Annotated in this window: 12 protein-coding genes and 1 riboswitch; of the genes, 8 read left to right on the top strand and 4 right to left on the bottom strand. The window is 73.9% G+C overall.

Annotated features, from left to right (window positions below; all coding sequences use genetic code 11):
- Positions 1 to 38 precede the first annotated feature (38 nt).
- The 3 genes from ACH45N_RS09390 to ACH45N_RS09380 are packed head-to-tail and all read right to left on the bottom strand — an operon-like array spanning position 39 to position 4,162.
- Positions 39 to 698: a response regulator gene (locus ACH45N_RS09390; RefSeq protein WP_397393138.1), complete on the bottom strand. Its 660-nt coding sequence runs from the start codon at positions 696 to 698 to the stop codon at positions 39 to 41.
- Positions 695 to 2,071 carry a sensor histidine kinase gene (locus ACH45N_RS09385; RefSeq protein WP_397393137.1) on the bottom strand — a complete coding sequence of 459 codons (1,377 nt, stop codon included), beginning with the start codon at positions 2,069 to 2,071 and terminating at the stop codon, positions 695 to 697. The genes ACH45N_RS09390 and ACH45N_RS09385 overlap by 4 nt, the downstream gene beginning before the upstream one ends.
- Positions 2,072 to 2,074: 3 nt before the next feature.
- Positions 2,075 to 4,162, bottom strand: coding sequence for a serine hydrolase (locus ACH45N_RS09380; protein ID WP_397393135.1), 2,088 nt, complete (start codon positions 4,160 to 4,162; stop codon positions 2,075 to 2,077).
- A gap of 253 nt (positions 4,163 to 4,415) precedes the next feature.
- Between ACH45N_RS09380 and ACH45N_RS09375 the strand changes: the two genes are divergently transcribed.
- Positions 4,416 to 5,024, top strand: coding sequence for a hypothetical protein (locus tag ACH45N_RS09375; protein WP_397393134.1), 609 nt, complete (start codon positions 4,416 to 4,418; stop codon positions 5,022 to 5,024).
- 58 nt (positions 5,025 to 5,082) lie between these two features.
- Here the strand turns inward: ACH45N_RS09375 and ACH45N_RS09370 are convergent, their stop codons facing one another.
- The gene (locus tag ACH45N_RS09370) at positions 5,083 to 5,841 is read right to left on the bottom strand and encodes an SDR family NAD(P)-dependent oxidoreductase (protein WP_397393133.1); all 759 of its coding nucleotides are present in this window, start codon (positions 5,839 to 5,841) and stop codon (positions 5,083 to 5,085) included.
- A 244-nt stretch (positions 5,842 to 6,085) separates the two neighbouring features.
- Here ACH45N_RS09370 and ACH45N_RS09365 point away from each other — a divergent pair, with 244 nt between their 5' ends.
- From ACH45N_RS09365 to ACH45N_RS09335, 7 genes are all read left to right on the top strand, one after another.
- Positions 6,086 to 7,135, top strand: a complete 1,050-nt coding sequence (locus ACH45N_RS09365; protein WP_397393132.1) for a proline racemase family protein — start codon at positions 6,086 to 6,088, stop codon at positions 7,133 to 7,135.
- Positions 7,132 to 8,109 carry an ornithine cyclodeaminase family protein gene (locus ACH45N_RS09360; protein WP_397393131.1) on the top strand — a complete coding sequence of 326 codons (978 nt, stop codon included), beginning with the start codon at positions 7,132 to 7,134 and terminating at the stop codon, positions 8,107 to 8,109. The genes ACH45N_RS09365 and ACH45N_RS09360 overlap by 4 nt, the downstream gene beginning before the upstream one ends.
- Positions 8,110 to 8,230: 121 nt before the next feature.
- Entirely contained in the window at positions 8,231 to 9,580 is a 1,350-nt protein-coding gene (locus tag ACH45N_RS09355; protein WP_397393130.1) for an FAD-binding oxidoreductase, read from the top strand.
- A 194-nt stretch (positions 9,581 to 9,774) separates the two neighbouring features.
- Positions 9,775 to 9,942: riboswitch (cyclic di-AMP (ydaO/yuaA leader) on the top strand.
- 3 nt (positions 9,943 to 9,945) lie between these two features.
- Entirely contained in the window at positions 9,946 to 10,785 is an 840-nt protein-coding gene (locus ACH45N_RS09350) for a C40 family peptidase (RefSeq protein WP_397393129.1), read from the top strand.
- Between the two features lie 110 nt (positions 10,786 to 10,895).
- The gene (locus ACH45N_RS09345) at positions 10,896 to 12,323 is read left to right on the top strand and encodes a purine-cytosine permease family protein (protein ID WP_397393128.1); all 1,428 of its coding nucleotides are present in this window, start codon (positions 10,896 to 10,898) and stop codon (positions 12,321 to 12,323) included.
- Positions 12,320 to 12,895, top strand: a complete 576-nt coding sequence (locus tag ACH45N_RS09340) for a cysteine hydrolase family protein (RefSeq protein WP_397393127.1) — start codon at positions 12,320 to 12,322, stop codon at positions 12,893 to 12,895. The genes ACH45N_RS09345 and ACH45N_RS09340 overlap by 4 nt, the downstream gene beginning before the upstream one ends.
- Positions 12,896 to 13,153: 258 nt before the next feature.
- Complete coding sequence (locus ACH45N_RS09335) at positions 13,154 to 14,047, top strand: SMP-30/gluconolactonase/LRE family protein (protein ID WP_397393126.1); 894 nt, start codon at positions 13,154 to 13,156, stop codon at positions 14,045 to 14,047.
- The last annotated feature ends 54 nt before the right edge of the window (positions 14,048 to 14,101 follow it).

Here is a 14,101-nt window from a genome sequence, read left to right as displayed (position 1 = left end):
TCTGCCGATCACCCGGCCGCGGCCCCGGCGCAGCCAGCTCAGCCCGGGGCCAGGCCGTTCTGGTAGGCCCAGACCACCGTCTGGAGGCGGTCGCGCGTGCCGACCTTGGCCATGGCGCGGCCGAGGTGGGACTTCACCGTGCTCGTCTCGACCACGAGCTCCCGGGCGATCTCGGCGTTGGACAGCCCACGGGCGAGCTGCCGCACGATCTCGGCCTCGCGGGCCGTGAGCTGCGCCGCGGCGGCCGCCTCGTCCGCGGCGGACCGCGGCGGGGCCGTGCGGCGGGCGAACTCCGTGATGACCCGGTGGGTGACGGCCTGGTCGATGAGGCCCTGCCCGTCGGCGAGGCGGCGGACGGCGTCGATCAGCTCCTCCGGCTCGCAGTCCTTGAGGATGAACCCGCTCGCGCCCGCCTCCAGGGCGCCGAACACGTACTCGTCGAGGTCGAACGTGGTCACGACCAGCACGGCGCTGCCGGACCCGCCCGCCACGATCTCGCGCGTCGCCGCGAGGCCGTCGCCGCCCGGCATGCGCACGTCCATGCAGACGACGTCGGGGTGGTGCCGGCGCGCGAGCTCGACCGCCGCCGGTCCGTTCGACGCCTCGGCGACGACCTCGATGTCGTCGGCCTGCTCCAGGAGGAACCGGAACCCCGCCCGGACCACCGCCTGGTCGTCGACGAGCATGACCCTGATCATCCCTGTCCCCCCTCGGCGAGCGCCGGGCGCGCCGGCGTCGCGGTCGTGACCTCGTGGTGCAGCGGGAGCGCGAGACGCACCCGCCAGCCGCCCGACGGCGTCGGCCCGGTGCCGAGCACGGCGCCCACCAGGTGCGCGCGCTCCCCCATGCCGATCAGCCCCATGCCGCGCCGGTCCGAGCCCGCCGCGGACCCGCCGGGGGCGCGCCCGGGCGCCCGCTCGTTGGTCACCTCGAGCACCACCTCCCGCTCGTCGTACCGCACGGAGATCCGGACCGGCGCGCCGGGCGCGTGCTGGCGCGCGTTGGACAGCGACTCCTGCGTGACCCGGTAGAACGCGGCGTCGGCGATGGGGGCCAGCGGCCGCGGCCGCCCCGCCCGGTCCAGGTCGACGGTGTCGCCGAGGGCGCGCGCCGTCCGGACCAGGTCGTCGAGGGCGCCGAGCCCGGGCGGCGGCGCGTCGTGCGGGTCCTCGCCGGGCCCGCCGGAGCCCGGGCGCTCCCGCAGCACGCCGACGATGAGCCGGAGGCTGTCCAGCGTCTCCTTGCCCTGCGCGCGGATCCAGGCGGTGCCCTTCTTCGCGGCCTCGGGGTCGCTGTCGATCTGCCGCTCGACGGCGGCCGCCTGCACGACCAGCCCCGAGAGGTGGTGCGCGGCGACGTCGTGCAGCTCGCGGGCCATGCGGGAGCGCTCGGCGAAGACGGCCGCCTGGGTGGTCGCGCGCTGTGTCCGCAGCACCTCCGCGGCCCGGAGCCGGACCAGCTCGGTGTAGTCGCGGCGGGTGGCGACCGTGGTGCCGACCAGGGCGCTGACCACGTAGCTGATCAGGCCCGAGGCGAGGTGGTTGAGCACAGGCACCAGCGAGTCGTTCCCGGTGACGAGAGCGGTGGCCGCCGCGGCGAGCGCCGCGACCGGGGCCGCCGCCGCCGTCACCGCGAGCGCCCGCCGCACCGGCAGCAGGGTGCCCACCGTGTAGCCGGCGATGAACTGCGGGATGCCGCCGATCGACAGGTCGTCGGGCGATACCGCGGTGATGGCCACCTGGCAGGCCACGACGAGGACGAGGCACAGGACCGGGCGGACCCGGCGCAGGACGAGCGGCAGCGCCTGGACGCACACGGCGACCGCCAGCAGCACGCCCTGCACCGGGCCGATCGTCAGGCCCTCCTCGACGACCACGAACCCGAACAGACCGACCAGCAGCACCGCGGTCACGACCAGGACCACGGCCGCCAGGAGCGCGTCGCGCGCCACGAGGCTGGTCAGACCGAGCCGGTTCAGCAGTGCGTCGAACCGGCGGGGACGTACCGGGAGGATCACGTCGTCGAGCACCGTGGGGCCGTCCGTGGCGGGCCCCCCGCCTGTCCTGGGCATGGATCAGTACGATACCGACGGCGCCAGCAGGCGGAGCTCGAAGGCGAGCCACGCCACGCCGGCCAGGGCGAGGACCACGAGCACGGTGCCGGCGATGCGGCGCCAGCCGTGCCGGTGCCGGACGGCGCCGACGACCTGCAGCACGGCCGGGACGATGCCGAGCACGCCGATCGCCTGGACGGCCTGGAGCTGGCGCAGGGACGCCTCGGGAACGTCCTGGAGGCTCATCACGGTCTGCACGGTGACGGCCCACCCGACGAGGGCGAGCACCGTGGCGATCGCCGCGATCTTGGTCATGATGCGGGTGACGCGCCCGGTGCCCTGCGGCAGCGACTCCTTGCGCACCCGGCGGCGGATCGCACCGACCGGCCACGCGACGGCGGCCACCAGCAGGATCAGCGCGGACACCCCGAGCACGGGGAGCACCACGCCCTGGGCGCGCTCCGGCTGCCCGGGCAGCAGCGTGAAGGCCCCCTCGTAGACGATGGCCTGGACCTGGTCGTCCGCGACCCGCATGGCGATGGTCCGCTGGCCGTCGACCTCGCGCCAGACCCAGGGCTCGACCTCCTCGTACAGGGCGGGTGTGGTCGCGCCGGGGCCGGGCGTGATGAGCAGACGGCCGTCCGCCGTGGCCGTGACCTGGGTGGGGCTCAGCACGTCGAGGGTCGCGAGGAAGTTGCTCTGGATGCCGCGCGAGGAGGCGTAGCTGCCCTCGGCGAGCGCGGCGTGCTCGCGCGCGGTGTCCTGGTCGACGGTCACGTCGTCGGCGGTGGAGCCGGAGGTCGTTCCGGCGCTCGCGCCGCCGTCGTCCGCCGGGAAGTAGCGGTCGGTGAAGCCCTGCAGCACGGCCTCGCGCAGGGGGAGGGTGGCGTAGCCGCCGGTGCCCGAGCTGTTCAGCGACACGAAGATGCCGGTGCGCTCCTCGGGGTAGAGCTGCAGGTGCGAGTGGAAGAACTGGGTGTCGCCGCCGTGGCCGACGATCCGGTGGCCGTTGCGGCTCTCGTCGAAGAACCCGAGCGTCATCCGGGGCGCTGCCGCGAGGCCGCCGAGCGTGCTCTCGTCGAGGGCGGGGGCGTGCATCAGGTCCAGCGTGTCGGGGTCCAGCAGCGACCCCGCGCCGGGCTCGCCGAGCTGGGCCAGCATGAAGCGCGCCATGTCAGGGGCGGACGACGTGAGCGAACCGGCCGGCGGCGTCCCGACGATCTCGAACTGCCCCGGGGCGTCCCACGACGTGGCGTAGCCCTGCGACATGCGGTCCTGGAGCGCGGCCGGCAGCGGCTGCGCGAAGGTCGACGACGTCATCCCGGCCGGCTCGAAGATGTTGCGCCGCACGTACTCCTCGAAGGGCACGCCGCTGACCCGCTCGACGACGTAGCCGGCGAGCGCGTTGCCGTAGTTGGAGTAGGCCGGGACGGTACCGGGCGCGTAGATCTGCTCGGGCGGGTCCCCGGCGAGGGCGTCGCGGAGCACCACGGGCTGGTCGCCGAACCCGATCAGGCCGCCGACCCGCTCCTCGAACCCGGCCGTGTGGGTGAGCAGGTTCCGGAGCGTGATCGGCTCGTCGAACCGGCGCGGCACGTCGAAGTCGAGGTACTCGGCCACGTCGGTGTCCAGGTCGAGGTCGCCGCTCTCCACGAGCTGCAGCACGGCCGTGGCGGTGAAGAGCTTGGAGACGGAGCCCGGGCGGAACAGGGTCTGCTCGGCGTCGACCGGCACGGCGTCGCCGCCCGTGGTGCCCGTCTCGGCGTGGCCGTAGCCGCGGGTGGTGACCACCTCGCCGTCGTGCACCACGGTGACGACGGCGCCGGCGATCTCCCCGCTCTCCAGGGCGGCGGGCAGCAGGCCGTCGAGCCAGGCGTCGACGTCGGACCGCTCCAGGGCGTGCTCGCCGGAGGGCGCCGCGACCGGCGGGGGCGGCAGGGGCTGGTCGGCGGTCGGGACGGCTGCCGCGGTGGCGGCCGGGAGTGCGGACGCCGTGGCGGCCGGTGCCGCGGCGACGGCGAGCGCCCCGAGGAGAGCGAGGGCCGCCAGAGCTCGTGGGCGGCGCCGGACGGGCCGCTCGGTGGGTGTGTGGTCGTGGGACGAGAACATCGTCGCGCTCCTCGCGCTCGGCAGGTGTTCGGTCTGGTCCAGGGGTGTTTTCCGGACGAGACAACCCTGTCGAGCAGGGCGCGGGGACACATCGCCCGCAGGACCACACCCGCCCTACGACCTTTGGTGGAGCGGCCCTCCCCCAAGCGGGCGTCGAGCACAGCAGTTGCTGCCAGCGGGCCGCGAGTTCTGGCAGCAACTGCTGTGGTCGACGTGCCGTCGGAGGCAGCTCCCCGTGGGTAGGCTCTGCGCCGTGATCACCTCGGAGATGGTGTCGATCCTGTCGGTGGGGCTGCCCGCGATCGGCGCCGTGGTGTCGGCGTTCGCGGCGTTCCTCGGGGTGGTACCCGGCACCGACCGCAAGCTCGCCAGGCTCGTGACCATCCACCGGGACATGCCCGAGGGCGAGGGCAAGGAGGCACTGGAGAAGGCCGTCAACGAGCTCGCGACCCGCGCGGCACGCCGGGCGGTCGGCGCGCGCGTCACCAAGGACCGTCCCCGCCGCAAGCTGGACGCCGGCAAGGTGATCGGGGCGGTCCTCATCGTCCTGGTCGGCGGCGGCCTCGCCTGGCTGTTCTGGTGGCTCGGGTCGTTGATCCCGTTCGCGCCCCTGCAGTGGACGCTGTGGGTCATCGCGATCCTCGTGACCCTGTTCACGACGTTCGTCGTGACGCTCGACGACGTGTTCCAGGACGACGCCGAGGCCGCGGAGCGGAAAACCCAACGGGCGGCGCGGAGGTCGCCGACGGCGGACGGCGCCGGGGCGCCGGCCGAGGCTCCGGAGCCTACGGACGCGCCGACGGCGGAGGAAGCGCCGACGGCGGAGGACGCCCCGGCGTCCTCCGCCGCGGACAAGGCCTGAGCCGAGCCGGACCCGGAAGGTGCCGGCGGCACGACCCACCCGCCCGGGCCGCCCCGCCTCAGTGCGCCGAGTAGCCGCCGTCGACCAGGTGGTAGCTGCCGGAGATGAAGGACGCCTCGTCGCTGAGCAGGAACAGCGTGAGCGCCGCGACCTCCTTGTCCGTGCCGAGCCGCTTGCTGGCGTGCTCGTTCTCGAGCGCCGTGAGCGCCTCCGGGCTCAGCGAGGCCCGGACGAGCGGGGTGTCGATGAAGCCCGGGCCGACGGCGTTGGTGCGCACGCCCTGCTCGGTGTACTCCAGCGCGGCGACCTTGGTCAGGCCCACGAGCGCGTGCTTGCTCGCCACGTAGGCGGCGTTCTCCGCGATGCCGACGGAGCCGAGCACGGAGGCCATGTTCACGATCGCGCCGCCGCCGGCCGCGACCATCGCGGGCAGCTGGTAGCGCAGGCCGTAGAAGACGCCGTCGAGGTCGACGGCGCGCACGCGGTCCCACGCCGCGACGTCGTACTCGCCGATCTTGGCGGGCGGCGCGCCGATGCCCGCGTTGTTCACCGCGAGGTGGAGCGCCCCGTACTGCTCGACGGCGAAGTCCACGGCGGCGCGCGACTCGTCGGCCTGGGCCGTGTTCTGCGCGAACGCCGCCGCCGTGCCGCCGGCGGCGACGATCTGGTCCACCACGCCCTGGGCGGACTCCAGCTTGATGTCGGTCACGACCACGGCGGCGCCCTCGGCGGCGAGCTCGCGGGAGATCTCCGCGCCGATGCCGCTGCCGCCTCCCGTGACGATCGCTACCTTGCCCTGGAAACGGTCCCTGGTCATCGCGCTCACTCCTTGCGTTGGTTCCGACGGCGCCTGCCGTCTCCTTCAGTCCTATCCCATGGTTGCCCCGGGCGACTACATGCATCCGCATGATGTGAGGCGACAGACAGCCTCGTTCAGCACACCACGGCACGCGCCGACGTGCTGTCCGCGGAGACCCGCGAGCTCGGCTTCACCTGATCCAACCCTGCGACGTGTGCCAACGACCGTGGACGCCCTCACCCGGATGGCCGAGGATGGCCGCGTGATCACGCAGACCGTCGCCACGACCGACTACCACACCGCGGGCGAGCCGTTCCGGATCGTCGCGGAGCCGCCCGTGCCGCTGCCCGGCGACTCGGTGGCCGACCGCCGCGCCCGTGCCCTGGCGAGTCCCGACGCCCAGGACCTGCGGCGGCTGCTGTGCTCCGAGCCGCGCGGGCACGCGGACATGTACGGCGGGTTCGTCGTCCCGCCCGACGACGACGGCGCCCACCTCGGCGTGCTCTTCTGGCACAAGGACGGGTTCTCGACCGCCTGCGGGCACGGCACCATCGCGCTGGGCGCCTGGGCCGTCGACACCGGCCTGGTGGCGGCGCCCGACGACGGGACCGTCGACGTCGTCGTGGACGTCCCGTCCGGGCGCGTCACCGCGCGCGTGCACCGGGCGGCCGGGCGAACGGTCGGCGTCGACTTCGTGAACGTGCCCAGCTACGTGCTGGCCCGCGACGTCGCGGTCCCCACCACACGGGGCACGGCGTCCGCGACCCTGGCCTACGGGGGTGCGATCTACGCGAGCGTCGACGCCGCGAGCCTCGGCCTGTCGGTCGTCCCGGCGAGCTACGCGGACCTCATCGCCGTGGGCCGCGAGATCAAGGGTGCGCTCGACGCCGGCGGCCGCGCCGTCCACCCCACCGACCCGCGCCTGAGCGGGGTCTACGGGACCATCCTGTTCGAGGAGCTCGGCGACCCCGGCAGGGGACTCGGCGACGGCGACGGCGCCGACGGAACAGTCCGCCAGCGCAACGTCACGGTCTTCGCCGACGGCCAGGTCGACCGGTCACCCTGCGGTTCGGGCACCTGCGCCCGGCTGGCGGTGCTGGCCGACGACGGCCGGGTCGGCGTCGGCGGCCCCGTGCTGGAGCACACCTCGATCGTCGGCTCGACGTTCACAGGGGCCGTCGTCGGGACCGCGCGGGTGGGCGACCTGCCCGCCGTGATCCCGCAGGTCACCGGCACGGCGTACCGCACGGGCGAGCACCGGTTCGTGGTCGACCCCGCCGACACCCTCGTGCCCGGGTTCGTGCTGCGATGACCGCGCCCCTCGTGCTGGACGCCGCGGCCGTGGCCGCCGCCTGCTCCCCCGCCGACGCCGTCGCCGCCCTCCGGGCAGCCCTGGTGGCCGGGCTGGACCCGGCCGCCGACCTGCCCCGCCAGGGCGTGCCGGTGCCGGCCGGCGAGCTGCTGCTCATGCCGTCCGACGGCGGCGGCGACCGGGCGCACGTCGGGATCAAGGTCGCGGCGGTCGCCCCGGGGAACGCGGCCCGCGGGTTGCCCCGCGTCCAGGGCTCGTACCTGCTGCTCGACGCCGCCACGCTCGGCGTGGTCGCCGTGCTGGACGGCATCGCGCTGACCACCCTGCGCACGCCCGCCGTGTCGGTGGCGGCGGTGCTGGACCGGCTGCTGGAGGGCGCCGACCCGCTCCACGTCACCGACCCGCTCCGCGTCGCCGTCATCGGCGCGGGACCGCAGGCCCACGGGCACGTCGCGACGCTCGCGGACGCCCCGGGCGGGCGGCGGCCGCCAGCCCACGTCAGCCAGCTCGTCCGGGACCCGGACCGGGTCGCCGGGACGGAGGGCGCGCGGATCGCCGGCGGCCGGGTGATCCGGCTGGGCGGCCCCGGGTCGGACGACGCGCTGCGCGCCGCCGACGTCATCGTGTGCGCGACGTCGGCCCGCGAGCCGCTGTTGGACGCCGCGCTGGTCGCGGACACCGCCGTCGTGATCGCGGTCGGCTCGCACGAGCCGGGCGCCCGGGAGCTGCCGGCCGACCTGCTCGCTCGCGGGACCGTCGTCGTCGAGGACCCGGGCGCCGCACTGCGCGAGGCGGGCGACGTGGTGCTCGCGATCGCGGACGGCGCCCTGAACGCCGAGGACCTGGTGCCGATGCGCGACGTCGTCACCGGCGCCGTCCGCCCCGACCCGGCGCGGCCGCTCGTGGTCAAGACCACCGGGATGTCGTGGGAGGACCTGGTCGTGGCGGAGGCGGTGCTGGCGGGGGTGCGGTGACTCGCGGCCGGTGCTGGACCGGGTGGCCCGTGTCACAGCGGGGTCTGTCACACCTGCGGGGTGTGCGGAGTCATCTCTTGGTCGGTGCGGCACCCGGCCTGCACCTCCCGAGAGGATGACCATGAGCTCAGCGCAAGAATCCCTGCGCCGCGACTTCCGCGGCGACATCATCGAGCCCGGCGACGCCGGGTACGAGGACGTCGGTCGCTCGCGGCTCGCCGCGGGCAGCCCCGCCTACGTCCTGCGCCCCCGGACGGTCGAGGACGTCCAGGCCGCCGTCCGCTTCGCCGTCGAGTCGGGGCTCACGCTGTCGGTGCGCGGCGGCGGCCACAGCTTCGCGGGCTTCGGTACCAACGACGGCGGCATCGTGATCGACCTGAGCCCCCTCGCGGGCGTCGAGGTGGTCGACCCCGGGCGGCACGTCGTGCGGATCGGCGGCGGAGCCCACTGGGGTGACGTCGCCGAGGCCCTCACCCCGCACGGCCTGGCGATCTCCTCCGGCGACACCAGGAGCGTCGGCGTCGGCGGACTGACGCTGAGCGGCGGCATCGGCTGGAAGGTCCGCAAGCACGGCCTGGCCCTGGACAACGTGGTGGCCGCCGAGCTGGTCCTGGCCGACGGCTCGTTCGTCACCGCGAGCGCCGACGAGCACCCGGACCTGTTCTGGGCGATCCGGGGCGGCGGTGGCAACTTCGGGGTCGTGACGGCGTTCCACTTCGTGGCGCACCCGACCACCGACGTCTTCTTCGGCAAGGTCGTGTTCCCGCAGTCCGAGGCCGTCGAGGTGCTCCAGGGTTGGGCGGAGTACCTGCGCACGGCCCCCGAGGAGCTCACGTCCATCGCGAACCTCGCCAACCCGTTCGCGGGCGGGCCGGAGGCGCCCGTCGAGATCCACGTCGCGTTCGACGGGGACGACGCCGCGGCCGCGGCCCGGGCGATCGACCCGGTCCGGCGGCTCGGCACGGTGGTGGCCGACGACGTGGCCCTGATGGCCTACGCGGACGTGCTGGTGGAGGGCGGCTCTCCGCCGCCCGGGATCGAGGTGCTCGCCCACGACGGCTTCGTCGACCGGGAGGCGGTGCCCGAGGTGCTGCAGATCCTGGCGCAGGTCGGCACGTCGCCGGGCGCTCCGTCGATCGCGATCCGGACCGTCGGTGGCGCGGTGGCGCGGGTGCCGAGCGACGCCACGGCGTACGCGCACCGCCAGGCGGACCTGATGGTCGCGACCGTGACGGGCGGTCCGGTGGCCGTCGTCGATGCCGCGCGGGAGGGCGTGGACGCGATCTGGGGCAAGCTCGCCCCGCATCTCAGCGGGGCGTACGCGAACTTCCTCACGACCGCGGATGAGACGGACGTCACAGACGTCTACCCGAAGTCGACCTACGAGCGGCTCGCGTCGGTCAAGCGGCGGTACGACGCGGACAACCTGTTCGCCCGCAACCACAATGTGCGACCTGGACAGATGTCCTAGTCGGGACCTTCGACCCGGTGGGCGCCGCCCTCGATCAGGCCGGCGCCCATCGCACTAGCGTAGGTCGGACATTCCGGTCAATAGCTCCAGCACCGACCGGGATGTCCGTAACGCGATCGTGACTTTCGCGCCGAGGCGGGCTACGGTCGGTCCCGCTCACGGGGAATTCCGTGGGCACTCGTGGTGGACGCCGAGCCCTGTCACCGCCGCGAGATCTGCTCTGAACAGATGACAGGGACGGGGGAACCAAGTACGTGGGCACCGCCAGGTGCCCTTGGGGTGAAGCCGCAACCAGCACGACGCGGCCGGGTCATTCTCCGATCCGAATCCGACAGCTCACCTCGTAGGCGCCGGGAGAAACTGCTGTGACCACACGCATGCCCGGGCGCCATCGTGCTGCCCACGCACCGCTCACCCCGCTGACCCCGATCTCTCGTGCCGCGTCCCGCGGCATCTCCGCGACCGCCCGCCGTGGCGCGGTCGTCGCCGCCGGATCGGGACTCCTCATCTCCCTGCTCGGCATCCCGGCCAACGCCGCCCCCGCGAACGACCCCAGCACGAACACCGCCGAGCTCGAGGCCGTGCGCGACGCCGTCCAGGACGCCACGCAGAAGTCGACCGACGCCGAGGTGGCCACCGCGGCCCTGACCACGGCCAAGGTGGACACCGCCCCCGCCGTGAAGGTCGCCGCCGACAGCGAGTTCGAGCTGGAGACCGGCACCATCAAGGTGACGCCGGCCCCCGAGCCGGAGCCCGAGCCCGAGCCCGTCGTCGAGGCCGAGCCGGTCGTCGAGGCCGAGCCCGCCAAGGCGGAGGTCGAGGCCACCGCCGTCGCCGAGAAGCCCGCGGAGAAGGCCGCCCCGGCCTCCACCTCCGGGTCCAAGATCGTCGACATCGCCATGCAGTACCTCGGCGTCCCCTACGTCTGGGCCGGTGCGACCCCCGCCGGGTTCGACTGCTCGGGCTTCACGTCCTACGTCTACGCCCAGGTCGGCATCACCCTGCCGCACTCCTCGGCGCAGCAGCGCTACTCCGGCACCGAGGTCTCGGCCGCCGACGCGCAGCCGGGCGACATCATCTGGTCCCCGGGCCACGTCGCCATCTACGCGGGCGACGGCATGCAGATCGAGGCGCCGGTCCCCGGCCAGACCGTCCGGTACACCGAGATCTGGCAGGACAGCCCGGTCTACCTCCGGATCGGCTGACCCACCCGGGTCGGCTGACCCACCCGGTCGGCTCCGCCCGACACCGGCTCACGAAGTGGCCCGCACCAGGACGGTGCGGGCCCTTCGTGCGTCGTGGCAGGATCGCCACCATGAGCAGCGCGCCCACGAGCGTCGAGACCAACGCCCTGAACACCATCGACGAGGCCGAACGGCGCGGTTCGCCGCGCAACCTGTTCTGGCCGTGGTTCGGGGCCAACGTCTCGGTGCTCGGCCTCGGGTACGGCTCCTACCTGCTGGGCTTCGCCGTGTCGTTCTGGCAGGCGGTCGTGGTCGGCACCATTGGCATCGTGGTGTCGTTCCTGTTCTGCGGGTTCATCTCGCTGGCCGGAAAGCGCGGGTCGGCGCCCACCATGGTCCTGTCCCGGGCCGCGTTCGGCGTGCGGGGCAACAAGCTGCCGTCGCTGCTGTCGTGGATCCTCACGGTCGGCTGGGAGACGGTGCTCGTCGCGCTGGCCACGCTCGCGACGTCGACCGTGCTCGACACGCTCGGCTGGGGCGGCGGCACGGTCACCAAGATCGTGGCGCTCGTGGTGGTGGCGGGCATCGTGGTGGTCGCGGGCGTCTTCGGGTTCGACCTCGTGATGCGGCTCCAGGTCGTCATCACGGTGCTGACCGCCGTGCTCACCGTCGTCTACATCATCCTGGTGCTCGACCACATCGACTGGGCCACGGTCGCCGCGATCCCCGCCGGCGGCAGCCCGCAGGTCATCGGCGGGCTCGTGTTCATGATGACCGGCTTCGGGCTGGGCTGGGTCAACATGGCCGCCGACTACTCGCGGTACCTGCCGCGCTCCGCCTCCGGGCGCGGCATCGTCGGATGGACCACGCTGGGCGCCTCGCTGGCCCCCGTCGTCCTGCTCGTGTTCGGCCTGCTGCTCGCCGGCTCCGACCCCGTGCTCAACGAGGCGATCGGCGCCGACCCGATCGGCGCCCTGTCCACGATCCTGCCCACCTGGTTCCTCATCCCGTTCGTCGTCGTCGCGCTGGCCGGGCTGATCGGCGGCGCCGCCCTCGACATCTACTCCTCCGGGCTCGCACTGCTCTCCCTGGGCCTGCCCGCGCCGCGCTGGGTGGCCGCCGCGATCGACGGCGCGCTCATGGTCGTCGGCGCGATCTACGTCGTCTTCGTCGCCGACTCCTTCATCGGCCCGTTCCAGGGTTTCCTCATCACCCTCGGCGTCCCGATCGCCGCGTGGTGCGGCGTGCTGCTCGCCGACATCCTGCTGCGCCGCCGCGACTACACCGACGCCGACCTGTACGACCCGGCCGGCCGGTACGGGTCCGTGAACTGGGCCGCCGTGCTGCTCGTCGTGGTCGGCACCGGCATCGGCTGGGGCCTGGTGACCAACACCTACGCGCCCTGGCTGGCCTGGCAGGGCTACCTGCTCGGCCCCCTCGGCGGGGCGGACGGCGACTGGGCGTGGGCCAACCTCGGCGTGCTGGTCGCCCTGGTGATCGGGTTCGCCGGGACGCTGCTGCTGAGCGCCCGCGCGGTGCGCCGGCAGGAGGAGCGATGAGCACGGGTGCGGACGCCGTCGGGCCGGATGCCGCCCTGGTGGTCATCGACATGCAGGACGTGTTCGCCGTGCCGCCGAGCCCCTGGGCCTCCCCCGACTACCCGCGCGCGCTCGCCGGGACCCGCCGCCTGCTGCCCGCGTTCGCGGGCCGCACCGTCCTCACCCGGTACGTCGCCCCCGCCGTGCCCGACGGCGCCTGGCGCGCCTACTTCGACCAGTGGCCGTTCGCACTCGTGCCCGCGGACGACCCGCTGTACGAGATCACCGACCTCGCCGACGTCGTCGCCGCGGGCGCGCCCGTCGTCACGCGCACCACGTTCGGCAAGTGGGGCCCGGAGCTGGCGGCCGCCACCCGCGACGCCGGCACCCTGGTGCTGGCGGGCGTGGCCACCGACTGCTGCGTGATCTCCACGGCCCTCGCGGCCGCCGACGCGGGCCGCCGGGTCCTGGTCGTCGAGGACGCGTGCGCGGGCTCGACGCCGGAGAACCACGAGCGCGCCCTGGACATCATGCGGTTGTACGCGCCGCTGATCGAGGTCACGACGGCGGCCGACGTGCTCGGTGCGCTCTGAGGCCGGCGTCGGGCAGGCCCGGGGGGCACGGCCTGGTCACGCGGGCCTCCGGGGTACATAGCACGAATGCGAGGGGTGCCGGGAGGGCTGAATTTCGTTCGGCCGGGACCCGCGTTATCTGGCTGCACCGAACAGTCCATCCAGGGTGAACTACTCGGAGCCAGGCCGAACGACGTTCAGCGGATCCGGCACCCTCGGGTCCCGTGCACGTCGCCTGGCACCTGTCACACGCAAGCAACCGGACACAGGAGGACAGACGTGACCGACAACCGGATCCGCGCCCGGTGGGAGCGCCACGACGAGCGGTTCGCCCCCGTGCGCGGCGACACGTACGCCGAGGTGCTCTTCGACGAGGGCAGTTGGCTGGAGGGTCCGGCGTACTCGCCGGCCTGGCGGACCCTGCTGTTCAGCGACATCCCGAACGACCGGGTGCTCGCGTGGGACGAGGCCACGGGTGGCGTCGGCGTGTGGCGCAGCCCGGGCGGCTACGCCAACGGGCGGACGATCGACCGCGCGGGGCGGATGCTCCAGTGCGAGCACGGCAGCCGGTCGGTGACGCGCACCGAGCCGGACGGGACCGTCACCACGCTGGCCGACCGCTGGGAGGGCAAGCGCCTGAACAGCCCGAACGACCTGGTGGAGCACAGCGGCGGGAGCGTGTGGTTCACCGACCCGACCTACGGGATCCAGAGCGACTACGAGGGCTTCGCCGCCGTCCCCGAGGCCGGAGGCACCCACGTCTACCGCCGGGACCCGGACGGTTCGGTCACCCGCGTCGCCGACGACTTCGCCGGGCCCAACGGCCTGGCCTTCTCCGCCGACGAGCGCACCCTCTACGTCGCGGACAGCGAGCGCGAGCACCTGCGGCGCTTCGACGTCGGCCCCGACCTGACCCTGTCGGGCGGCGAGGTGCTCGCGACCTGCGACGCCGGCACGTTCGACGGCGTCCGGGTCGACGACGGCGGCCGGATCTGGGCGGCCGCGCACGACGGCCTGCACTGCCTGGACCCCGACGGCACCCTGCTGGGCAAGCTGCTGCTGCCCGAGGTCTGCTCCAACCTCACGTTCGGCGGGGCCAAGCGCAACACGCTGTTCGTGACGGCGACCAACCTGCTGCTGTCGATCCGGGTGACGGTCACGGGGCTGCGCTGACGCCAGCGCTGCTGAACCCGAGTCAGCCCTCCTGTCCAGCAGCCGATCCTGGTG

Source organism: Promicromonospora sp. NPDC019610, assembly GCF_044389365.1.
GTDB lineage: Bacteria > Actinomycetota > Actinomycetes > Actinomycetales > Cellulomonadaceae > Promicromonospora.
Note: the sequence above shows the minus strand (reverse complement) of the source record. Positions and strands in the feature narration are given on the sequence as shown.

Excerpts from the sequence above, each read along its gene's own strand:
- ACH45N_RS09385 (WP_397393137.1), bottom strand. The coding sequence starts at position 2,071 with ATGCCCAGGACAGGCGGGGGGCCCGCCACGGACGGCCCCACGGTGCTC.
- ACH45N_RS09370 (WP_397393133.1), bottom strand. The coding sequence starts at position 5,841 with ATGACCAGGGACCGTTTCCAGGGCAAGGTAGCGATCGTCACGGGAGGC.
- ACH45N_RS09360 (WP_397393131.1), top strand. The coding sequence starts at position 7,132 with ATGACCGCGCCCCTCGTGCTGGACGCCGCGGCCGTGGCCGCCGCCTGC.
- ACH45N_RS09345 (WP_397393128.1), top strand. The coding sequence starts at position 10,896 with ATGAGCAGCGCGCCCACGAGCGTCGAGACCAACGCCCTGAACACCATC.
- ACH45N_RS09355 (WP_397393130.1), top strand. The coding sequence starts at position 8,231 with ATGAGCTCAGCGCAAGAATCCCTGCGCCGCGACTTCCGCGGCGACATC.
- ACH45N_RS09340 (WP_397393127.1), top strand. The coding sequence starts at position 12,320 with ATGAGCACGGGTGCGGACGCCGTCGGGCCGGATGCCGCCCTGGTGGTC.
- ACH45N_RS09380 (WP_397393135.1), bottom strand. The coding sequence starts at position 4,162 with ATGTTCTCGTCCCACGACCACACACCCACCGAGCGGCCCGTCCGGCGC.
- ACH45N_RS09390 (WP_397393138.1), bottom strand. The coding sequence starts at position 698 with ATGATCAGGGTCATGCTCGTCGACGACCAGGCGGTGGTCCGGGCGGGG.